We start from the raw sequence: 21,712 nt of genomic DNA on the forward strand, positions 1-21,712 counted from the left end.
TTCTCGAATCGGCAGCGCACGCCGGAAGGACTGGTGGAAAACCCCGTGCCCGCATTCCAGAATGCCCGCAGTGCTCAGCTCGACCGGATCGGTGCCGCGATCGCCGGTGCCATGGCGCAGGTGACCGGCCACCGGCTCCACCGCGAACTGCGTGACCGGGCCGGCGTGGCGGTGTTCATGGCGCACCACGTCTTCGCCGTCTGGGACTACATGTCCCTGCTGAAAACCCTGCAGGGAAAGCTGACCTGCGTGCGGGTGCCGTGGATCCCGCAGGGCGACCCGGCGGGCAGGCGGCTGCTCAACGAGGTGGTGCTGGTGGAGGAGAGCGACGCGCTCGAAGGCGGCTACGGCAGCCATTTCGAGCTGTACCGCCAGGCGATGGCGGTGGCCGGGGCGGACACCGTGCCGATCGACGAGTTCCTCGGCCTGCTGCGCAGCGGTATCCCGGTCCGGCGGGCGCTGGTCACCGCGGGCGTGCCGGAGGCCGCCGCGGAGTTCGTGCGCACCACCTGGTCGCTGATCGGCGAGGGCGGCGTGCACCAGCAGGCGGCGGCGTTCCTGTTCGGCCGGGAGGAGCTGGTCCCGGCGGTGTGCGAGCAGCTGACCGCCGACGACGACCGGCTCGCGTTGTTCCGCCTCTACCTCGGCCGCCACCTCGAAGCCGACCGGGTGCGCCACGCCCCGATGGCCGGGCGCCTGCTCGCCGATCTCTGCGGCGACGACGAAGACCGCTGGCGCGAGTGCCTCGACACCGTGCGCGCGGTGCTGCGGGCCCGGCTGGCGTTGTGGGACGGCATCAGCGCGGCGCTGCCCCGGCCGCGGGTCGGTTCGGTGCGGCCAGGGTGAGCAGGGAGGTCCGGCAGATCTTCCCGGTGGGGCCCAGCGGCAGTTCCGGGAGCAGGACCAGGGCCTCCGGCAGCTTCCGGCGTTCGAGCCCGCGGGCTTCGAGGAAACCGGTGAGCGCGGGCAGCGTCAGGCCGGAGTCCCGTGGCACCACGAAGGCGCACATCCGTTCGCCGAGGTCCTCGTCCGGCACGCCGACGCAGGCGACCTCGGCGATCCCGGGGTGCGCGCCCAGTTCGCCCTCCACCTCGGCGGGGCTGATGTTGTACCCGCCGCGGATGATCACCTGCCGCTGCCTGCCGAGCACGTGCAGCCTGCCGTGGCAGTCGATCCGGCCGAGGTCGCCGGTGCGCACCCAGCCGCCGTCGGTGCGGTACCGGGAATCGAGTTCGGGTGCGCCGGCGTAGCACAGCGGGCTCATCGGCCCGCGTGCCTGGATCTCACCGTCGACGATCCGGATGCTGGTGACCGCCGGATCCGGGACCCCGTCGCGGCAGTTGACCCCGTCGGAGGAGCCGTAGACCGCGTGCACCCGGCAGCCGAAGCGCGCCTCGGCCGCCCGGCGCACGCCTTCTGGCAACGCGGCCCCACTGGCCACCAGGGCGGCCAGACCGGACAGGTCCTCCTCGGGGCCACGGGGGACGGCGGCCATCCGGCCCAGCATCGTCGGCACCGCGAACACGTGCGTGGGCCGGTGGGTGGTCAGCGCGCGCACCGCGGCCGCGGCGTCGAAGGCGGTCTGCACGACCAGGGTCGAGCCGAGCGCGGCGACACCGACCGGGACCCCGCACGACCCGAACGACGAGGCCAGCGGGACCAGCACCAGGTTCCGCATCGGCTGCCCGGCCCCGAGCGCGCGGACGTAGTTGGCCCGCCCGCCGGCGAACGCGTTGTGCGAGTACGCCACCAGCTTCGGCTCGGCCTCCGAACCCGAGGACACCAGCAGCCGCGCCGGGTGCTCCGGCTCGACCTCCGGCCGTGGCCAGGACCCGGAGCCGTAGGGCACCGCGGTGAGCAGCCCGCGGGCCAGCGACCGGCCGAGCAGCGCACGCAGGTCGCGGGCCCGTGAACTCAGCGGAACGGGCAGCGCGACCGCGCCCAGCGCGTAGACGGCCAGCTCCACCGCGACGGCGTCCCGGCCGTTCGGCAGGTGGATGCCGACCACGTCGCGGGCCCGGAAACCCGCCCGGTGCAATCCGGCGGCGGCCCGGCCGGCCAGCTCCAGCAGACCGGCGTAGTCGAGCGTCCCGCGGGCGTCGATCACCGCGGGGCGGTCCGGGTGCGCCTCGGCGTGCTCGGTGAACAGCGTGAACAGGTCCCGGTCCGGGCAGAAGCCGCGGCGCACCCAGTCGGCCCGGCGGCCGGCGGGCACCAGGTCACGCAGGACGAGACCGGTGTTCGACACCCATTCGGTCAACGGAACTCCCACGGTGGCAGCGGATAGGTGCAACCGGCGAAGCCCAGCGCGGCCCCGAAGCGGGGATCCGCGGCCAGTTCGGCGAGATCGGTGCACACCTCGATCGGCTCGTCGCCGGCGTGGTGCAGCAGGCCGTCGCGGACCTCGATCGCCGATGTCCACAATGGACGATCTTGCGGTATCAAGGAAGAGGCGGAGTAGAGCGAGGAGTCGACCCGTGCGCCCTGGCCCGTCCGCACCCGGTCGAGCAACGCGGAGAGAACGCCCTCGGCGCAGACGAGACCGCCGAGCACGTCGGTCAGCGTCATCAGCGACGGCGTGGCGGGGGACCCCAGTGCGGCGGCCACCCCGGTGTGCGCCTGCACCAGGTAGTCGGTGCCCAGCGGCGGGTGGTCGCCGAAGGCGTTCCCCCAGCCACCGGCCCAGGCGTACACGAGTCCGGAGTGGACGGTCAGCAGCCGGTCGGCGTCCAGGTCCCAGGTGGCCGCCTTGCCCGGGGCCCAGTTGTGCAGGAAGACGTGGGCGCGCGAGAGCAGTTCCACCAGCTCGGCCCGCCCGGCCGCGGTCGACAGGTCGGCCTCCACGGCCGCCTTGCCCCGGTTCAGCGCGAGGAAGCGGGCCGAGCAGTCGCCCGCGATCGGCGGCACCCACCGCGCCGGGTCACCGCCGGGCGGCTCGACGCGGATCACCTCGGCGCCCAGCAGGCCCAGCACGTGCCCGGCCAGCGGCCCCTGCACCCGGCGAGTCGATTCGACGACGACGAGTCCGGACAACGGCTGCGTTCCCGGCGGTGGCGGGACCGCCCCGGCCGCTCCGAGCGGGGTCACCCGGAACGCCGGTCCGGGCACCTCGCCGGGCTGCTCGCGCACCGGCAGCACGCTCACGCCGGTCGCCGCCGCGGCTTCGGCCACCCACCCGAACCCGGCGGTGGCCAGGCGGGAGACCAGTTCGCCGGGCAGCGGGCACACCGCGCTGCCGAACCGCCGCTGGAACGGCGGCCACCCGGCGCGGATGGCCTGCCGGGAGGCGCCGAGCCTGCCCCAGAACCGGCACCAGTCCTCGGCGTTCAGCGTCTCGATCTCCACCCGGACCCCGTCGGCGGTGACGAACGGCGGCCCGCCGGTGCCCCGGTCCTCCACCCAGTCGTCGTCCGTGGTCGCGACGGCGAGGTACTGCGCCACCGCGTGCAGCGCCGCCTGCGCCACCGACGTGCGCACGGCACGCACCGGCAGCCCGCGTGCGGTGGCGATCGAGGCGGCCAGCGCACCCTGGCGCGCGAACACCTCGGCGACCGCGCGGGCGTAGTCCACGGTGATCGGCTCGGGACGGCCGGACCGGCGGCCGTGGACGTGCATCAGCCCGCACGCCGCCTGCACCGCCGGTTCGCTGGTCAGCGGCAGGTCCACCGGCCCGGCCCAGCCGAGCTCGCAGCCGAGGCCGAGCGCGGTCACCGCCGGCCCTGCACCACGAACGTCGGGCACGACACGGCGAGGAACGCCGGATCGGTCATCACCGCCCGCACCTCGGCCAGCTGCCGCCCGGTGAACCCGGCCGCCAGCAGTTCGTCCCGCAGGTGGTGCGTGTGGTGCACGAGCAGCTGCAACCCCGGCGAACCCGCGGTCCACACCTCCAGCGACGGGCGGGCGGTGACCTCGGTGAAGCCGGCCGCGGTCACCGCCGCCACCGCCCGGCGCCCCCAGGTCCGGTCGGCACCGGCCCGGTTCATCACCGTGGCCACCGCCGCCAGGAAGTCCCGGTACAGCGCCGCGGCCGCCGGGGTGGGGGCCCGCAGGCAGTGGCCGTAGGAGGTGTCGAACTCGTCGATCTGCAGCCAGCCACCGGGTTTGAGCGAGGCCGCCAGCTTCTCCAGCACGGCCTGGCGCTCGGGCAGGTGCCGCAGCACCAGCCGGGCGTGCACCAGGTCGAACTCCGCCGTCGGCAGGGGATCGAGCACCACGTCGTGGCGGGCCCAGGACAGCCCCGGCGCCGGGAGCCCTTCGTGCGGGCGGAGGTCGGTGGCCAGCACGTGCCCGGAGGGCGCGGCACGGGCGGCCAGCCAGCGGGCGATCGAACCACCACCCGCGCCGATCTCCAGGCACCGCCAGCCGTCGCGGACGCCGGTGGCGGTCAGCCCCTCGATGGTCAGCGGGTCGTAGGCGGCGGACAGGCAGCGGGCCTGCTCACGCCGGGCGTCCGCGTGGTCGCCGAAGACGTAGGCGGGGGCGGTCACGTCCATCGGCCGGTCCCCGGGGTGTCGGCGCAGCCGGTGAGCGCGGTCCGCAGGGCCAGCCGCCGGACCTTGCCGGTGCCGGTGCGCGGGACCTCGTCCCAGGTGAGCACGCGTGGTGGCTGCAGACCGGGCAGGCCCGCCACCGCGGCCGACCACTCCCGCGGATCGAGCTCCCCGTCGGCGGTGACCACCACCGGCAGCGGGTCCCGGCCGGGCATGGCCAGCACCAGGCACTCCAGCGCGCCGGGCAGCCGGTCCTCCAGCACGTCCTCCAGTTCCAGGCAGCTGAGCCCGGGTGCGGTGTCCACCTCGCGGTCGAGCAGCAGCACCCGGCCGCCGCGCCGGCGCACGGCGATGTCCCCGGTGTGCCACCACCCGCCGGTGTGCTTGTCCTGCCAGCGCTGGTTCTCCCCGACGTAACCGAGGCAGCGCGCGGGGGTGCGGGTGAGCACCAGCCCGGCCCGCCCGCGCGGCACCGGGTCGAGGGTGACCGGATCGACCACCTTCAGCCGGGTCCGGATCGGGATGGCGCGGCCGAGGTCGCGGGTGGCCCGCTCCCGGGCGGCCGCCGAACGCCGGGTGTGCAAGCGGAAGGTGAGCGGGCCGGTCTCGGTCTGCCCCCAGCCCTGCATCCACAGTGGACGGCGGCGCTGCGAGGCACGCAGGTAGTCCCGGATCACCGGCGGGTGCACGGCGTCGTAGGTGCTCAGGAAGAAGCGGACGTCCCGGAAGGCGTTGTCCAGCCGGGACAGCAGCGGCCGCAGCCGGGCGAAGGTGGCGGGCAGCGCCTCGACGAAGGTCGGCGGGAAGCGGCGCAGCAGCACGTCCACCTGGTCGGGGTCCGGCCGGGACAGGACCACGATCCGCGCCGGGGCCAGGCAGAACACGCTCGCCGTCCAGCAGAAGGTGCGGCCGTGGGCGTAGGAACTGGCGTTGGCCAGCGTGTCGTCGCGGCGCACGCCGACCACGGGCAGGCGGAACGACTCCAGCCCGGCGAGCTTGCGGATGATCGTCGAGGTCGAGTGCACCACCAGCTTCGGCACCCCGGTGGTGCCGGAGGTGTGGTTGATCACCAGCGGGTCGTGCTCGCGCGGACGGCGCGGGGCCGGTGGGCGGTGCCCGCGGAGCAGGTCGAGGTGGATGGCGCCGGGGGCCGGGCCGTCCAGGGTGAGCACCCGGCCGGCGAAGGCCGTGCCGAGCGCGGCGTGTTCGGCGGTGGTCACCAGTACCGCCGGGTTCAGCCGGCGCAGCATCGCGGTCAGCGATTCGGGTGGCAGCTGCGCGGAGAGCTGGGCGGGCACCGCACCGAGCCGGATCGCCGCGCAGGCGAGCAGGTCGTAGTCCCAGTGGTTGGGCTTCAGGACGGCCACCCGGTCACCGGCCCCGGCGCCCGCCGCGGCCAGCCAGCCGGACGCCTCGGCGACCAGTCCGGCCAAATCACCCACGCCGTAGTCGGTGCCGCCGCCCGGTGCGATGTCGAACGGCCGGTCCAGCTGGACCCGCGTGGCGGACCCCCGATCGGCGCACTCGTCGAACAGCACGCCCATGTCGTACGGCCTCACACGGCCTCCTTCAGCTCGACGCGGCAGTGACGCAGCACCCTCGACGCGGCCAGCGCCCCGGCGCGGATCGCGCCTTCGCTGCTGGGCCGCAGGGAGATCCAGTCGCCCGCGTAGTCGACCGGGCCGACCGGCCGGGCGGCGAACCCGGCCCGCGACTCCAGCGCGGCCGGGGTCGCTTCGGGCAGGCCGTGCCGGAACCGGTGCACCAGGGTTTCCCGGGTGGCTTCGCCGAGGCCCGGCAGGAACCGTTCCCCGGCCGCGAGCAGGCGCGGCACGATCTCGTCCTCCGGCGCGTCGATCAGTTCGGCGGCCACCGAGGGCGCGGCGCACAGGCTGACCAGGCCACGTCCGCTGGGCGCCCGGCCGGCGTGCTTCTCGTGGTCGACGATCACCCCGGAGAGCACGGCTTCCTCGGCGGACGGTGTCAGCAGCACGTACAGCGGCCGGCGCGCCGCCAGCCCCAGCGGCCGGTCCAGCAGGCAGCTGAGCTTGAGCATCGGGGTGAACGAGCACGCGCCGAGGAACGGCTCGGCCGCGGGATCGGGATTGGCGTGCAGCTCCGCCGCGACCGGGGCGGGCACGCACAGCACCGCCGCCCGCGCGTGGAAGGTGCCCGCCGCCGTGGTCACCCTGGCGTGCGAGCCCTCGCTGACCACTTCCTCGACCGGGTGGCCGGTTTCGACGCCGAGCCCTTCGGCCAGGCGGCGGGCCAGGGTGTCCATGCCGCCGGTGTAGGTGCGCCACGCCGTGGCCGGGCCGACCGCCAGCATCAGGCAGGCCATCGGGGCCATCGCGGACCGTTCCGCCCGCCAGCCGAAGAAGTTCGCGCCCAGCGGCTGGAACAGGTAGTCGTGCAGGTCGCGGTGGAAGCGCCCGGTGAACTCGGCGACCGTGGCGGAGCCGAGCGGGGTGTGCTCGGGCCGGTCGGTGTCGTACCGGCGCCGGTGCCGCCTGGCGTGCACCAGGAACCGGGCCAGGTCCCAGCGGGCCCGCAGGGACAGCGCCGTGCTCTCCGGGGACAGCGCCGGGTGCGCGCGGCCGTCGCGCCACACCCCGACCGCGCTCCGGATCGGGGGCACCTCCGCCGCTTCGAGCCCGGCGCGGCGCAGCAGTTCCCAGGTGGCGCGGTAGCCCTCGGCGGAGATCTGCTCGGCGCCGGCGTCGATGGTGTACCCGCCGTGGCGGACGGTGGCCATCCGGCCGCCGACCCGCCCGGCGGCCTCGAACACCCGCACCGACAACCCGGCCCGGCGCAGTTCGTGCGCCACGGTCAGCCCGGCGATGCCCGCGCCGACCACGGCCACGTCCGGTGCCGCGCTCACGCGATCGCCAGCACGATCAGGTTCGCCAGGACCAGCAGCACCACCGAGACCCGGTGCACCCGGAAGCCCAGCCGTCGTGCGCCCATGATGTCGCCCGCGCGGAACCCGCGGTGGAACTGCACCGCGCGCAGCACCGTCGCCGGGGCCATCGCGAACACGAACCACCACGGCGCGGCGCCGGTCAGCGAGCCGACCGCGCCGATGGCGAACTCGGCCAGTGAAAGCGCCCCGACGAAGCAGGCGTTGGCCCGGGGGGAGACCGTCGAGGCCACGGTGACCCGCCCGACGCTGCGATCGCCTTCGATGTCGTTGGTGTTGGAGTAGACGCCGAACAGCAGCGGCCCCAGGCCGAAGATCAGCGCCTGCACCAGCACGAACGAGTCCAGCCCGCCGGTGGCCAGCCCGTACGGCGCGAGCACCAGCACCCAGCCCAGCGCGGCCAGGAAGACCTCCTGGAACCCGTGGTAGCTCAGCTTGATGCCGTAGCTGTACTGGATGGACACCACGAAGGTGATCGCGATCACCACCACGGTCCACACCGGACTGAACGGCCCGACCAGCACGGCCGCGGCCCACAGCAGCGCGCCCGCGGCCGCCGCGCCCCAGGCGAACCGGAGGGCTTCGGCCGGTGTCAGCGTGCCCGCCACCAGCGGTTTGCGCAGTTTCCGCCGCAGCGGGGCGTCGGGTCCGTAGTTGGCGACGTCGCTGCCGTCGGCGAAGCCGGTGTAGTCGTCGAAGGCGACCAGCGAGGCCAGCACGCACACCTCACCGGCCACGAAGCACAGCAGCATCGGGAAAACGCTCAGGCTGAACTGCTCGGTGGTGGCCAGGATCGCGGTGAAGACCACGAACAGGCTCAGGTAGTAGTCGTAGACGTCGAGCTTGGCGAGCCGCGTGTAACTGCGCAGCTTGCTCTCCCGGATCGGTTCGGACCGCCACTGGGCGAGCAAGCGGTCCTGGCTCCTGGTCATCGTGCCTCCTGATCGGCGAGCTGGCGGAACTCGGTGGCGTGGCGCCGGGCGAAGGCGCAGACCGCGTCGGCGACCCGTTCCACCTCGGCGTCGCTGAGCTGCGCGTGGACCGGCAGCGACAGGATGCGCGCGGCGGCCAGTTCGGCCTGCGGCCAGTGCTGACCCGGCGGCGCGAACCGGGCGAAGGCGGGCTGGCGCGGCAGCGGGTGCGGGTAGTAGACGTGCGTCTCGATCCCGTGGGCCAGCAGGTGTTCCGCCAGCGCTTCCCGGTCTTCGGCCAGCAGGGTGTAGACGTAGTAGCAGCGGCCGTCGCGCCCGGCGGGCGGCGGCTGGATGCCCGCTTCGGCGAGCGGGGCGAAGCGTTCGGTGTAGTAGTCGGCGATGCGGGCGCGGCGTTCCAGGCGGGCGGCCAGCCCGGCGAACCGGTGCAGCTGGAAGGCGGCCTGGATCTCGTCGAACCGGCTGTTGTACCCGATGCGGTGGTGCAGGAACCGGGTCCGCCCGTCCTGGCCGTGGTTGCGCAGCAGGCGCACCGCCCGTGCCAGTTCGGCGTCGTCGGTCAGCACCGCGCCGCCCTCACCCGGCATGCCGAAGGACTTGACCTGCACGAAGGAGAACACCCCGGCGTCACCCCAGGTGCCCGCCTGCCTGCCGCCGAGCGCCGCGCCCTGCGCGACGGCCGAATCCTCCAGCACACGCAGGCCGTAGGTCAGGCCGAGGTCGAGGAACCGCGGCATCTCGGCCATGATCGAGAACAGGTGCGCGGGCATCAGCACCTTGGTGCGCGGGGTGATCGCCGCCTCCGCGAGCTCGGGATCGAGCACCATGGTGCGCGGCCGGATGTCGGCGAACACCGGGGTGGCGCCGAGTTCGGCGACGGTGGAGGCCAGCGGCGCGCAGCCGAACGCGGGCACCACCACCTCGTCACCCCGGCCGACACCCATCGCCCGCAGGGTGAGCGTGAGCGCCGAAGTCCCGGTGGCGCAGGCGATCGCGTCCCCGACCGGCAGTTCGGTGCGCAGCAGCTGCTCGAACCGGGCGGTGTGCTCACCGAGGATGAAGCGCTGGTCGGCCGCGGTGCCGATGGCGTGGAGCAGTTCCAGCAGCACCTCGCGGTCCTGTTCGAACAGGCCGGGCGGGAAGAACGGGATCACGCGGCGGCTCCGGCGTAGAAGCGGCGGATGCGCGAGCAGACGGTGTGCACGTCCCGCGCCTCGAGGTCCGGGTACAGCGGCAGGGCCAGCGCGCGGGTGCACGCCCGTTCGGCGTGCGGCAGCCGCCGCGGCGGGCGGAAGCCGGCGAAGCAGGGCTGCCGGTGCAGGGGGACGGGGTAGTAGGTCTCGGTGCCGATGCCCGCTCCGGCCAGGTACGCGGCCAGTTCGTCGCGGCGGTCGGCTTCGATCAGGTAGACGTAGCAGACGTCGTCCCGGCCGAGCACCGGCCGCCGCCGGACGCCCTCGAGGCCGGCGAGCCCGGCCTCGTATTCGAGCGCGAGCGCCCGCCGCCTGGCGATGTCGTCGTCCAGGCTGGTCAGCTTCGCCAGCAGGATCGCCGCCTGGATGTCGTCCATCTTGCTGTTGGTGCCGATCAGCCCGGAGGCGGTGGAGATGCCGGGGAAGTGGTCGAGGGTGCGGCCGCCGCGGCCGTGGTGCCGCAGCGCGGCCGCGCGACCGGCGATGCCGGGGTCGTCGGTGAGCACCGCGCCAGCGTCACCGAGCGCCCCCAGGGTCTTGCTCGGGAAGAACGACAGCACACCGCCTTTTCCGTGCAGTCCGGCATGTATGCCCCGCTGCCGCATGCCGATGCCCTCGGCGCTGTCCTCGAGCACGGTGAGCCCGTGCCGCCGGGCCACTTCGCCGATCGCGGCCATGTCGGCCATGCCGGTGAACAGGTGGGCGGGCAGCACGAACCGGCTGCCCCGGGTCACGGCCGCCGCCACCGTCTCGGAGTTCAATGCGTAATTGCCGGGATCCACGTCGGCGAATTGCGGGACCCCGCCCGCCAGCACCACGGCGGAGGCGGTGGCGACGAACGAGAAAGCGGGCACGATCACCCCGTCACCCGGTTTCAGCCCGGCCGCCCGCAGCAATAGAACCAGCGCGTCGGTGCCGCTGTTGACGCCCACCACGTATTGGGCTCCGGTGTATTCCCGCAGCCGGTCCTCCAATTGGGCCACCTGTTTGCCGTGGGAGAACTTGCCGTTGTCGAACACCTCGCCCACCCGGGCCCGGATGAGCGGCCACAGTCGCTCGAACGTGGCGTGCTGCGAGAAAAAGCGCACTTCAGGGGTGGTTTCGGCGGGATCGTCGGCGGTCACGCTCCGCTGCGGGGTCACGCACCGAAAGTAGCGGAGCGCCGGGTGCGCGAAAAGAGATGAATGGTGGCGGACCCACTTTTCACTCTTTGCGGTCGGTTTCACCGGGTGGTTCTCGACTAGCCGGGTCCGCGCGGCGGATATTGATGATCATCAGCTCCCCCGAACGACGGAGAATCATGCTGCAAACCCTGGTGCTCGGGCTCGGCCGCGCCGGCGCCGCGCTCCACCTGCCGGTGCTGGCCCGCCTCGGCGAAACCGGATTGCCCGGGGTGTTCGCGGACCACCCGATCTTCGCCTACGACCCCCGGCCGGTGGAACTGCGGCACCTGCCGCGGGTCCGGCAGGTGCGAAGCCTCGCCGAGGCGATCGCGCAGGTGGACCCGGCGCACACCGTGGCCCACCTGTGCACCCCGCCGGGGTCCCGGCTCACCGTGCTGGAAGAGTTGGCGCACCACGGTTTCCGCCGGTTCGTCGTGGAGAAGCCGCTGGGCGCGGGCCGCCGGGAACTCGACCGGATCGGGGTGCTGCGCCGCCGGTACGGGCTGCACCTGGCGGTGGTGGCGCCCTGGCTGGTGGCCGGGCTGACCGAACGGCTGGCGCAGCTGGTGCGCTCGGGTGAACTCGGCGCGCTGCGCTCGCTGACGGTGAACCAGCACAAACCCCGGTTCCACCGCTCGCTCACCAATTCGGGCCACAGCACCGCCTGCGAAGTGGAACTGCCGCACGCGGTCCCGGTGGCGCTGCGGCTGGCGGGTCCGGCCGAGCTGGTCGACGCGGAGCTGTCGGACATGGCCTGCGGTGAGCGCTCGATCCCGCGCCTCGGCGGGGCGCAGCTCACCCTGCGGCACGCCGACGGGGTGGTGAGCAGGCTCCAGTCCGACCTCACCTCGCCGATCCGCGAACGCAGCATCACGCTCAGCCTGGACCGCGGCATCGTCACCGGGCACTACCCGCTCAGCGCCGAGGACAACCACGCGCAGCTGGAAGTGGTGTCCCCCGAACGGATCGAGCGCCAGGTCTTCCGCGACGACGCGCTCACCGCGTTCTTCCTCCGCACCTACCGCGCCTTCCGCGACGGCCTCCCGCTCGACCTCGACGTGCACGAGCGCGCGGCCCGGCTGCTGATCGAGGCGAAGGAGCGGTGCGCCCGGCGCGGACTGGTGGCCTCGCATGCGCCGTGAACTGTGCTTCGCCGGCATCGGCGACGAAGCGGGCGCGAGACTGCCGGACCAGGTGGCCGCGATCCGGCGGCTGGGCTGGCGGCAGCTGGAACTGCGCAGCGTGGACGGCCAGGCCGTGGCGGACCTGGGGCGCGCCGGATTGCGGCGGGTGGAGTCGGCCGTCCGCGACGCCGGGCTCGAGGTGGTCTGCCTCGATTCGCGCATCGGGAACTGGGCGCGCCCGATCACCGTGCCGTTCGCCAGGGAGCTGGACGAACTCGACGAGCTGATCGAGTGGTGCCAGGTGCTGGACACCCGGTTCATCCGCATCATGTCCTATCCGAACGCCGGACTGCCCGAGGACGAGTGGCGCCGCCGCGTGCTCGACCGGGTGCGGCGGCTGGCCGAGCGCGCGGCCGAGGCGGAAGTGGTGCTGCTGCACGAGAACTGCTCCGGCTGGGCGGGTGCCGACGCCGAGCGCGCGCTGGAGCTGATCGCCGCCGTCGGCAACCCGGCGTTGCGGTTGCTCTACGACACCGGCAACGGGGTCGCCCACGGCTACGACGGCCACCAGCTGCTCGCCGAGATCGTCGAGCACGTGGCGCACGTCCACGTCAAGGACGCCGTGGTGGTCGACGGGGAGGCCCGCTACTGCCTGCCCGGCCTCGGCCGCGCGCGGGTGGCCGAGTCGCTGCGGCTGCTGCTGGCACACGGGTACCGCGGGGCGTTCTCGCTCGAACCGCACCTGAGCACGGTGCCGCACCAGGGCCGGGCCGCCGGGGACACCGCGGCCGCCACCTTCGCCGCGGCCGGGCGGGCGCTGGGCAGCCTGGCCGTGGAGATCCCGCGGTGAGCGGGCTGCTGCTGCCGTCCGACCACGAACTGCTGCTGCGGCTGCTGCGCACCCCGACGGTCAGCCCGCTCGAAGCCAGGAACGGGGAACCCGCCGGGCAGCTGTGGCAGGCCCAGGCCGACTACGCCGAGGCGGCGCAGACCATCGGCTTCCGCACGGCCCGCCACGACTGCGCGCGCCCGGCGGACGCGTTGCGCGAGGACGTGCCGGCCGCGGTCCGGGTCGCCGCCGGGCGGCCGGGCTTCCTCGCCGGGCAGCCCAGCCTGGTGCTGCGGCTCGGCCGGGCCCTGCCGTTCGGCTCGACGGTGATGTTCAACGTGCACCTGGACACGGTGGGGGGCCTGGAGCCGGTGAGCTTCGACGGCAGCCGGTTCACCGGGCGCGGGGCGATCGACGCGAAGGGACCGGCGGTGGCGCTGCTCGCCGGGGTCCGGCAGGCGATCCAGTCGAACCCGGCGATCGGCCGCGACATCGGCGTCATCCTGCAGGTGGTCTCCGGCGAGGAGGGCGGGGCGCTGGGCACGCTCGGCACCCGGCGGCTGGTCGCGGCCGGGTTCCACGGCAGGCTCAACATCTTCTGCGAGCCCACCGGACTGCGGTACCTGACCAGGGCGACGGCGGCGATGACCGCCCGCGTGCGGGTGGCCGGGCAGGGCTCGGTCGACGACCGGCCGGAAGCCGGGCACAACGCCACCGTGCTGCTCGGCTTCCTCGCCCAGTACTTCGCCGCCACGCTCGGCGGCAGCTTCTGCGTGGCCGGCCTGCACACCGGCGACCAGCACAACCGGGTCTACGGCACGGGGGAGCTGCTGCTGAACCTGCCGTACGAGTCCTCCGCCGACGGCGAGGAACTGGCGGCGCGGGCCGAGCGGGTCTACCGCGCGGGGCTGGCGGAGTTCGTGACCAAGTTCGGCGGCACGGCGGTGTTCGGCCGGACCGCCGAGGACGTTTTCGAAATCACCTCGCTGGACTGGCTCAAACGCGGCCTGCCCTGCCTCGACGGCGGTGACCGCTGGGCGGAGAACCTGCTCACCGCGCACGCCGGCCTGGTCCCGCACGAGCCGGACGAACCGGCGTTCACCTGCGACGCGATCTGGATGGACGGGGTGCCCGGCGCGTTCACCGCGGTGTTCGGCCCCGGCTCGCTGGCCGCGAACAACGCGCACGCGGCCGGTGAGTACGCCGAGCTGGCCGAACTGGAGGAGTTCGCCGACGCCGTCTCCCGGATCCTGCTCGCCTTCGCCCGCACCCCCGTGCTGAAAGGAACCCGATGACCGCCGAAGCGGTGGCACCCCCGACGATCCGCGTGCCCCACGCCGAGCTGATTTCGTACACGACGCTGGCTTTCGTGCGGTGCGGGGTGCCCCGGCACCGGGCGCGGCTGGCCGCCGAAGCCCTTTGTTACGCCGATCTGCACGGGTTCGCCTCGCACGGCCTGGCGAACCTGCGGCCCCTCTACCTGAAGCAGTTCGAGGAACAGCGCATAGCCGCCGACGCCGAACCGCAGGTGGTCAGCGATCTCGGCGCCTGCGCGGTGGTCGACGCCCGGCGTGCGCTCGGCCTGTGGGCGGCGGCGGAGGCGATGGACGCGGCGGTGGAGCGCGCGGAGTGGCACGGGATCGGCCTGGTGTCGGTGCGGGGTGCCACGCACTTCGGCAGCGCGGGCTTCCACGCCCGGCGGGCCGCGTCGAGCGGATTCGTCGGCGTGGTGATGAGCAACTGCGGCAACCAGCGGATCGCGCGCCCACCGGGTGGTGCGCTGCCGATGCTCGGCACGAACCCGCTGAGCGTGGCCGCCCCCGCGTTGCCGGGACGGCCGTTCGTGCTGGACATGAGCACCACCGTGGTCCCCACCGGCCGCATCCGGGCGGCTGAGCGGGACGGGCAATCCATCCCGCCAGGCTGGCTCACCGACGACGACGGCCACCCGGTGACCGACCCCGCCGCCTTCGACCGGGGCCAGGCCCACCTGCAGTGGCTGGGCGGGACGCCGGAAACGGGGGCCTACAAGGGTTTCGGCCTGGGCCTGGTGGTGGAGTTGCTGGCCGCGGCCCTGTCGGGGGCCGGGCACGGCCCCAGCGCCGCCGCCCTCACCGGCGACCGCGGCCAGGACGACGACATCGGCTTCTTCGTGATGGCCATCGCCCCCCAGGTGGCCGACTTCGCCACCGACGTCCGGGCCATGTTCGATGCCCTGATTTCCTGCCCCGGGACGGTGCGCTACCCGGGCTGGCCAGAAGCAGACCTGGCCGACGCCCACCTCCGGGACGGCGTGCCGATCGGGGCTCGCCTGCATGCCGAGTTGGGGTTGCCGGGGTGAGGGGCGGGGGAAGGGGCTGGTGGTGGGGTGGTTGCGTCGGGTGCCCGATGATTGAGCAGCCGAGCGGCCGGAGGTTCAGGCGACTGAGCGGCTCGGTGCCCGTCCAGCCGGGTGGCTCGGTGTTCGAGCGAACGGGCGGCTCAACGGCTGAGCATCCGGGTGGCTCGGTGTTTGAGCGGACGGTTGGCTTGGCAGCTGGGCGGCCAAGTGCCTCGGCGCCTGCGTGGGTGGGTGGCTCGGTGCCTGTGCAGCCGGGTGGCTCGGTGTTCGATCGAACGGGCGGCTCAACGGCTGTGCAGCCGGGTGGGTTGGTGTTGGAGCGGACGGTGGGTTTGGCAGCTGGGCGGCCAGGTGCTTCGGCGCCTGCGTGGGTGGGTGGCCCGATACTCGAGCGCTCGGCGTCTGCGCGAACGGGCGGCGGCTCAATGGCTGAGCATCCGGGCGGCTCGACGCTTGAGCAGCCGGGCGGCTCGGCGGCTGCGCGGATGGGCGGCCCCATGACGGAGCCGACAGGCAGCTCGGTGCTTGAGTGGCCGAGTGGCTCAGTGGCTAGACCAGTCGCCGTGTGGGACTGGGGTAGTGGGCCCGGTGCTGCGGCAGCGGCAGGAAGATCAAGAAAAGAGCGGCGAGGTGGCTGAGCCATTCGCGAGGCACCGGGTCGATGGGCTGACGGTGCGGTGAGCGCAGGGGCGAAGAGATCAGGCTCCAGCCGGGAAAGTGGTTCAGTGGCTGAGCCACTTGCGAGACAGCAATGGGGTACTGGGCTCGATGTTGCGGCACCAAGATCCGGCACCGAGCGGCGAAGTGGCTCAGTTGCTGGGCGAACGGGCGGCCCAGTAGTCAGGCGGCCAAGCCCGGCCGGGCCGCCCGGTCGCTTGGTGACCAGGTGGCCTAGTGGACCAGTGGATGAGCCACTAGGCCACCTGTACCGGAGCGGCGGCTTGTCCGGTCGGTCGGTTCGAGGGCCTGCCAAAGCGGGGGCTTCTCCCGGTGCTCGCCGGTGCGACTGGCTCAGTGGACTGGTGGCTGAGCCACTCGACCAATCGAGGAAGCCGATGAAGTCAAAGAGCGAGGGAGCCAATGACACCGTCCAAACCAGCCAAACCGGTCCGGATGGGGGTAGCCGGGCTCGGAGTCATCTCCAAGTACTACCTGGCAGCCATCCAAGCCAACCCAGCCACCGAACTGGCCGCAGTCTGCGACCTCCGCCCCGAAGCGCTCGAACCCTTCCGGGGCACCACCGCAACCTTCACCGAGCACACCGCCATGCTCCGCCACCTGGACGCCATGGTGATCACCACACCCAACGACACCCACGAGCAACTGTGCCGCGACGCGCTCCAAGCCGGAGTGGCGGTCTGCGTGGAGAAACCGCTGGCCACCGACGTAGAAGCCGGGCGGGAACTGGCCGAACTCGACGGTCGCCTGTTCACCGCATTGCACAGGCGCTACAACCGCAACGCCGGAGAACTCAAGCGCTCACTGCGCGAAGCCCCCGGAATCACCGCCCTGCGAGTGCGCTACCTCGAACTCATCGAGGAACACGTGGGCGACGACGCGTGGTACCTCGACGTCGAGCGCTGCGGCGGTGGCTGCGTGGCCGACAACGGGCCCAACGCCTTCGACCTCGTGCGGTTGTTCCTCGGCGAAGTGACCGTCGAGGACGCGGCGATCACCCGCGACGCCGACGGCGTCGACCGCCTGGCGGTGGTGGGGTTGCGAGCGGCTGACGGTACCCCGGCACGCGTCGAATTGGATTGGGGGCACGGCGGCGAGACCAAGGACGTCGGCGTCCGGCTGGCTGACGGGAGCACCCGCCGCGCCGATCTGCTCGGCGGCTTCCCCGGGTTCAAGAACTCGCTGTGGCACGAATACGAAGGCGTGCTGGCGGACTTCCTCGGGGGCGGCCCGGACCACGGCCTCGCCGCGCTGGAACTGGTGGCCGCCGCCTACCGCGGGCAACCGGCATTGGAGGTCGGGTGAACGAGAACGGGCCGAAGCGCGCGGTCGGCGGCGTGCTGGTGAAGGTGCTGCTGCACCGGCGGGACGAACGCGGGATGAGCCTCGAACCCCACGCCAGCCGCTGCGTCCGCCGGGGCGAGGTGCACGAGCTGGTCACCACCGACCACCGCGAAACCGGGGCGGGGGCCCGCATCGACCGCGTCGGGTTCCTCGGGTTCGCCGAGATCACCAATGCGGGTGTGCTCGACCGCGGGGACGAGTTCTGGCTCGGTGACCTCTTCGTCGGCACCCTGCTCGGCTTCGACGCCTGCCACTTCCCCAACCACTACAACATCCTGATCGCCCGCGCCGACGTGGTCACCGGCGCCGACCTCGCGCTCACCCCGGAAACCCCGGTTTCCTTCCAGCCCGCCCGCGTGCTCGCCTGACGCGAACCGGCGCCCACCCGGGGGAGGGCGCCGGTTCCGGCGGGAGCTCAGCCCAGCAGCGGCACGTTCAGCTTGCCGAAGTGGAAGCTGCGCACGGCGGCGAGCAGTTCCTCGGTGGAGAGCTGGCCGTCGCCGGAGGTGTCGAGCTGCTGGAACGCCGAGCGCGCCTCGGCCTTGCCCACGCCGACCGCGCTCAGCCAGGTGGCGAACTCCTCGCCGTTGATCTGCCCGTCCTTGTTCTTGTCGCACATGCCGATCACGCCACGGATCACCGGGCGCATCACGCGGTTGAAGCCGGCCTCACCCTCCTCGAAGATCAGCCGCTCGGTCACCGCGCTGAACTGCTCCTGCGACAGCGAACCGTCCGGGGCGACGCCCGCCCGGGAGGCGAGGTATTCGAACAACCCGGTGAACGCGTTCGTCAGGTTCCTGGTTTCCGGGGCGGAGGGGTCCTTGCCGAAGGCGTCCGCGATCCGGCGCGCCTCCTCCTGGAAGTCGGCGAGTTCGAGCGAGCCGTCCCCGTTGGTGTCCCACCTGAGGAAGCGCTGGGCGATCCGGTCCTGAGCAACAGCCGTGGTCATGGAATTCCCTTTCGTACTCCGGGTAGTTCGAACAGCTCCCACCGGTGGACCCGGCGGAAGATCTTTCAGAGCAGCTGCACGCGGTGCCCGGCCACCCGCCCGCGGGTGTCGAGCAGGCAGCGGGCTTCTCGCGCCAGCAGCGCGCTCTCGTAGCACTGGTGCTCCTGCAGCAGCACGGTCAGGTCGGCGGAGGCGAGCGCGGCGGGGAGGTCCTCGACCCGCTCCAGCGCCACTCCGTCCACTTCGAACCGATCGATGTGGGGGTCGTGGAACCGCAGCCTCGCCCCGCGTGCGGCGAACGCCCCGGCCACCGCGAGCGCCGGGGACTCGCGCACGTCCGGCACGTCGGCCTTGTAGGTGACGCCGAGCAGCAGCACCTCGGCCCCGGCCAGGCCGGCGCCCTGCTCCGCGAGGATCGCGCCGGCCCGGCGCACCACGTACTCCGGCATGCCGTCGTTGACCTGCCTGGCCGCGGAGACCAGGCTGAACGAGAACCCCTCCCGCTGCGCCTTGCTGGTCAGGTACAGCGGGTCGACCGGGATGCAGTGCCCGCCGATGCCGGGGCCCGGCCGGAACGGCGCGAACCCGAACGGCTTGGTCGCCGCGCACTCCAGCACGTCCCAGACGTCGATGCCCATCCGGTCGCAGAACACCGCGATCTCGTTCACCAGCGCGATGTTGACGAACCGGTAGGTGTTCTCCAGCAGTTTCGACATTTCCGCTTCCCGCGTGCCCCTGGCGACCACCACGGTGTCCACCAGTCCGCCGTAGAAAGCGGCACCGTGCTTCGCGCACAGCGGGGTGCACCCGCCGACGACCTTCGGGGTGTTGGCGATGCCGAACCGCGCATTTCCCGGATCGATCCGTTCCGGTGAATAAACCAGGTGGAAATCCTCGCCCGCCCGCAGGCCGCTGCCGTTTTCCAGAATGGGCCGCAGCAGTTCTTCGGTGGTGCCGGGAAAACTGGTCGATTCGAGCACCACCAGCGTGCCCGGCCGCAGCCGCCCGGCCACCGCGTGCGCCGCCGCGCGGACCGGGCCCAGGTCCGGTTCGCCCTGCGGGGTGAGCCCGGTCGGCACGCAGATCACCACGGTCTCGGCGGTCGCCAGCACGGCGTCGTCGGTGGTGGCGGTGAAGCCGGCGGCGAGCATCTCGGCGACGTCGGCGTCGCTCACCCCGTGCACCGGCGAACGACCCGCGTTCAGGCTGGTCACCACCGGTTCGGCCACGTCGAGGCCGCGGGTGGCCAGCCCGGCCCGGCAGGCGCGCCTGGCCAGCGGGAGGCCGACGTAGCCGAGCCCGACGACCACCAGGCCGGTGGGGCTCACACGGAGAAGCTTCCGCTGCCGGCGGCCACGTGGGAGCCGTGGTCCGGCTGCACGGTCAGCGACGGGGTGAGGCAGAACGGGTCGCCGTGGACGCGCACCGGCTTGTTCGTTCCGTTGGCCAGCACGTGCGCGGCGAGCGGCAGTTTGTGGCAGCCGGACGGGTTGTCGTACACGGTGAGTTCCTGCAACTCCGTTTCGAACACGACCACCTGCCCGGAAGCCGCCGGGGCCGCCGAAGCCGGTGCGGCGAACAATGCGGTGCAGGCCGCGGCGACCGCGGCCAGGGAAATTGTTTTGCGCATGCAGAATTCCTCGAAACGTGAAAGCGGGAAAGTAATGCGTTGCAAAACGTAACGTAGCAGCGGCCCAAGGGGACGGTAAGGGGTCGCGCACAAGGGAAGCCGGTGGGGTGAACGCGTGGCGGAGCCGGAACCCGTCAGTGGTGAGCGGTCACGGTGCGTTCACCGCGGCGACGGTCCGCGGTGGCCGGAACGCCGAGGCCGGCCCGGCCGGGTGGGCAGCGCGGCGGCGGTGGCCACGGTCAGCACCGACAACGCGGCCAGCGCGCCGAACGCCCACGCGTAGCCGGCCTGGGTGAGCAGGGCGGCCACCCCCGCCGCGCCGATCGCGCCACCCGCCCGCTGCACGATGTTCACCAGTGTGGTCGCGTCGCCGAGGCGGTCCGCGGTGACCACGGAGTAGGCGGCCGCGGTGGCGGGCAGTTGCGCCAGCGCCAGCCCGGCACCCCGCAGCACCAGCAACGCGGTCAGCGCCGGGACCGGCAGCGGCAGCGGCAGCAGGAACGGCACCGTGGTCAGCACCAGCAGCACGGCGCCGGTGACGGCGACCGGCCGGGTGCCGTGCCGGTCGGCCAGCGCGCCGCCGAAGTACAGCGCGCCCGCGCTGCCCAGGCCCATGGCGAGCAGCTGCAGTCCGGTGGCGGTGCTGTCCAGACCGGCGTCCAGTTGCAGGAACAACGGCAGCAGCAGCAGTCCGCCGTACATGTTCGCGCCGGTGCACCCGGTGGTCACCGCCGCCGCGGTGAACCGGCGGGAGGCCAGCAGCCGGAGGTCGACCAGCGGGTGCGCGTTCCGCGAGGCGGTCCACGCGAAGGCGGCGACGAGCAGCCCGCCACCGAGCAGCAACGGGATCGAGCGGACGGTGGCGCCGTAGAGCAGCACCGGCAGCCCGCCGCCGAGCAGCACCAGGCCGACCCGGTCCAGCGGGCGGCCGGGGTTCCGGTCGCCGGGCGGGACCAGGCCGCGGGCGGCGAGCAGGCCGAGCACCCCGATCGGCACGGTCAGCCAGAACAGCCAGCGCCAGGACGCCACGTCCAGCAGCAGGCCGCCGATCGCCGGGCCCAGCGCCGGGCCGAGGCTGACCGCCACCCCGAGCGCGCCCATCAGCCTGCCCAGCTGCCGCGGCCCCGCGACCGAGCCGAGCACCGCCTGGCCGGCGGGCACCAGCAGCCCGGCGGCGAGCCCCTGCAGCACCCGGGCGGCGATCAGCGCGACCACGCCGGGGGCGAGCGCGCACAGCGCCGAAGCCAGCGTGAAGACCGCCAGTGCGACCGTCCACACGCGACCGTGGCCGAAGCGGCCGCCCAGCCAGCCGGACGCGGGCAGGGAGACCGCCAGCGCGATCAGGTAACCGGTGACGATCCACTGCACCACCGGCAGCGTGCTGCCCAGCTCGGCCCGGACGGCCTCGACGGCCAGGTTGACCAGGGTCGAGTCGAGCATCGCGAGCAGGGCGCCGAGGCCGGTCACCGCGGCGATCTTCCAGGTGCGCGAAGGGATCACGGTTTTTATCGTACCGTGGTACTATAAAAACGTGCCGAAGCGAGTCGACCACGAGCAGCGGCGGCGGGAGCTGGCCGCCGCGCTGGTGCGCTGCGCCCGGGTGCGCGGCCTGCACGCGACCGGGTTCCGGGAGGTCGCGGCCGAGGCCGGGGTTTCGCCGAACCTGGTGCAGTACTACTTCCCGAGCAAGGAGCAGCTGCTCCAGGGCGGGCTGGTGCACGTGCGGGAGCGGATCACCGAACGGCTGCGGCAGCGGCTGGACGAGCTGCCCGCCGATCCGGAACGCCGGGTGCGGGCGATCCTGGCCGAACTGCTGCCGGTCGACGAGGCGAGCACCGATCTCTACTGCGTGCACGCCGCCTACGCCGCGCTGGCGCTGACCGAGCCGCTGCTCGCGGCGCAGCCGCACGCCGCCGGGCCCGACGAGTTGCACCCGCGGCTGACCGGGCTGCTGGCCGAGGCGGGGCTGGCCGAACCGCAGGTGGCCGCCGTCAACCTGCTCGCGCTGGCCACCGGCCTGTCCGCCTACGTGGTGTCCGGGTACCACCCGGTGGAAACCGCGCGCGCCGCGCTGGACGCGCAGCTGGACCTCGTCTTCGGCCGGTCGGGCTGACCG

At 73.2% G+C, this 21,712-nt stretch carries 20 protein-coding genes; 8 read left to right on the forward strand and 12 right to left on the reverse strand.

The window, feature by feature from the left end:
- The first annotated feature begins 45 nt into the window (after positions 1-45).
- Complete coding sequence (locus tag AC07EG_RS26980) at positions 46-846, forward strand: DUF3050 domain-containing protein (RefSeq protein WP_478255985.1); 801 nt, start codon at positions 46-48, stop codon at positions 844-846.
- Here the strand turns inward: AC07EG_RS26980 and AC07EG_RS26985 are convergent.
- Genes AC07EG_RS26985 through AC07EG_RS27020 form a run of 8 tightly spaced genes read right to left on the reverse strand, consistent with a single transcriptional unit; the run spans position 797 to position 10,680 of the window.
- Positions 797-2,260: a class I adenylate-forming enzyme family protein gene (locus AC07EG_RS26985; protein ID WP_478255986.1), complete on the reverse strand. Its 1,464-nt coding sequence runs from the start codon at positions 2,258-2,260 to the stop codon at positions 797-799. The genes AC07EG_RS26980 and AC07EG_RS26985 overlap by 50 nt on opposite strands.
- The gene (locus AC07EG_RS26990) at positions 2,257-3,711 is read right to left on the reverse strand and encodes a CoA transferase (protein WP_478255987.1); all 1,455 of its coding nucleotides are present in this window, start codon (positions 3,709-3,711) and stop codon (positions 2,257-2,259) included. The genes AC07EG_RS26985 and AC07EG_RS26990 overlap by 4 nt, the downstream gene beginning before the upstream one ends.
- The gene (locus tag AC07EG_RS26995; RefSeq protein ID WP_478255988.1) at positions 3,708-4,496 is read right to left on the reverse strand and encodes a class I SAM-dependent methyltransferase; all 789 of its coding nucleotides are present in this window, start codon (positions 4,494-4,496) and stop codon (positions 3,708-3,710) included. The genes AC07EG_RS26990 and AC07EG_RS26995 overlap by 4 nt, the downstream gene beginning before the upstream one ends.
- On the reverse strand, positions 4,487-6,037 hold the full coding sequence (locus tag AC07EG_RS27000; RefSeq protein ID WP_478256150.1) for a class I adenylate-forming enzyme family protein: 1,551 nt from the start codon (positions 6,035-6,037) through the stop codon (positions 4,487-4,489). Before AC07EG_RS27000 ends, AC07EG_RS26995 begins: the two co-directional genes overlap by 10 nt.
- An 11-nt stretch (positions 6,038-6,048) precedes the next feature.
- Positions 6,049-7,374 carry a protoporphyrinogen/coproporphyrinogen oxidase gene (locus AC07EG_RS27005; protein ID WP_478255989.1) on the reverse strand — a complete coding sequence of 442 codons (1,326 nt, stop codon included), beginning with the start codon at positions 7,372-7,374 and terminating at the stop codon, positions 6,049-6,051.
- Entirely contained in the window at positions 7,371-8,345 is a 975-nt protein-coding gene (locus tag AC07EG_RS27010) for a UbiA family prenyltransferase (protein ID WP_478255990.1), read from the reverse strand. Before AC07EG_RS27010 ends, AC07EG_RS27005 begins: the two co-directional genes overlap by 4 nt.
- Positions 8,342-9,499 carry a DegT/DnrJ/EryC1/StrS family aminotransferase gene (locus AC07EG_RS27015; RefSeq protein ID WP_478255991.1) on the reverse strand — a complete coding sequence of 386 codons (1,158 nt, stop codon included), beginning with the start codon at positions 9,497-9,499 and terminating at the stop codon, positions 8,342-8,344. The genes AC07EG_RS27010 and AC07EG_RS27015 overlap by 4 nt, the downstream gene beginning before the upstream one ends.
- Complete coding sequence (locus AC07EG_RS27020; protein ID WP_478255992.1) at positions 9,496-10,680, reverse strand: DegT/DnrJ/EryC1/StrS family aminotransferase; 1,185 nt, start codon at positions 10,678-10,680, stop codon at positions 9,496-9,498. Before AC07EG_RS27020 ends, AC07EG_RS27015 begins: the two co-directional genes overlap by 4 nt.
- A 158-nt stretch (positions 10,681-10,838) precedes the next feature.
- Here AC07EG_RS27020 and AC07EG_RS27025 point away from each other — a divergent pair, with 158 nt between their 5' ends.
- The 6 genes from AC07EG_RS27025 to AC07EG_RS27050 all read left to right on the forward strand — a co-directional run bounded on the left by AC07EG_RS27025 (position 10,839) and on the right by AC07EG_RS27050 (position 17,385).
- Positions 10,839-11,843 carry a Gfo/Idh/MocA family oxidoreductase gene (locus tag AC07EG_RS27025; protein WP_478255993.1) on the forward strand — a complete coding sequence of 335 codons (1,005 nt, stop codon included), beginning with the start codon at positions 10,839-10,841 and terminating at the stop codon, positions 11,841-11,843.
- Positions 11,833-12,675 (forward strand): sugar phosphate isomerase/epimerase family protein, encoded by an 843-nt coding sequence (locus tag AC07EG_RS27030; protein ID WP_478255994.1) that lies wholly within the window; start codon positions 11,833-11,835, stop codon positions 12,673-12,675. Before AC07EG_RS27025 ends, AC07EG_RS27030 begins: the two co-directional genes overlap by 11 nt.
- A complete protein-coding gene (locus AC07EG_RS27035) occupies positions 12,672-13,949 on the forward strand; it encodes a M20/M25/M40 family metallo-hydrolase (protein ID WP_478255995.1) in 1,278 nt (425 codons plus the stop codon). The genes AC07EG_RS27030 and AC07EG_RS27035 overlap by 4 nt, the downstream gene beginning before the upstream one ends.
- Entirely contained in the window at positions 13,946-14,995 is a 1,050-nt protein-coding gene (locus AC07EG_RS27040; RefSeq protein ID WP_478255996.1) for an Ldh family oxidoreductase, read from the forward strand. The genes AC07EG_RS27035 and AC07EG_RS27040 overlap by 4 nt, the downstream gene beginning before the upstream one ends.
- 1,113 nt (positions 14,996-16,108) lie before the next feature.
- Positions 16,109-16,978, forward strand: coding sequence for a Gfo/Idh/MocA family protein (locus AC07EG_RS27045; RefSeq protein ID WP_478255997.1), 870 nt, complete (start codon positions 16,109-16,111; stop codon positions 16,976-16,978).
- On the forward strand, positions 16,975-17,385 hold the full coding sequence (locus tag AC07EG_RS27050) for a DUF6917 domain-containing protein (protein ID WP_478255998.1): 411 nt from the start codon (positions 16,975-16,977) through the stop codon (positions 17,383-17,385). Before AC07EG_RS27045 ends, AC07EG_RS27050 begins: the two co-directional genes overlap by 4 nt.
- Before the next feature lie 47 nt (positions 17,386-17,432).
- On the opposite strand, the gene AC07EG_RS27055 is transcribed toward AC07EG_RS27050, so the two are convergent.
- The 4 genes from AC07EG_RS27055 to AC07EG_RS27070 all read right to left on the reverse strand — a co-directional run bounded on the left by AC07EG_RS27055 (position 17,433) and on the right by AC07EG_RS27070 (position 21,096).
- A complete protein-coding gene (locus tag AC07EG_RS27055; protein ID WP_478255999.1) occupies positions 17,433-17,966 on the reverse strand; it encodes an EF-hand domain-containing protein in 534 nt (177 codons plus the stop codon).
- Between the two features lie 65 nt (positions 17,967-18,031).
- Positions 18,032-19,294 (reverse strand): nucleotide sugar dehydrogenase, encoded by a 1,263-nt coding sequence (locus AC07EG_RS27060; RefSeq protein ID WP_478256000.1) that lies wholly within the window; start codon positions 19,292-19,294, stop codon positions 18,032-18,034.
- Positions 19,291-19,596, reverse strand: a complete 306-nt coding sequence (locus tag AC07EG_RS27065) for a hypothetical protein (RefSeq protein WP_478256001.1) — start codon at positions 19,594-19,596, stop codon at positions 19,291-19,293. Before AC07EG_RS27065 ends, AC07EG_RS27060 begins: the two co-directional genes overlap by 4 nt.
- A 159-nt stretch (positions 19,597-19,755) precedes the next feature.
- Positions 19,756-21,096, reverse strand: coding sequence for a DHA2 family efflux MFS transporter permease subunit (locus AC07EG_RS27070; protein WP_478256002.1), 1,341 nt, complete (start codon positions 21,094-21,096; stop codon positions 19,756-19,758).
- Positions 21,097-21,127: 31 nt separating this feature from the next.
- On the opposite strand from AC07EG_RS27070, the gene AC07EG_RS27075 reads away from it, so the two are divergent.
- Positions 21,128-21,709 (forward strand): TetR/AcrR family transcriptional regulator, encoded by a 582-nt coding sequence (locus AC07EG_RS27075; protein ID WP_478256003.1) that lies wholly within the window; start codon positions 21,128-21,130, stop codon positions 21,707-21,709.
- Positions 21,710-21,712: the final 3 nt, after the last annotated feature.

It is taken from the genome of Amycolatopsis sp. NPDC045836, assembly GCF_056431745.1.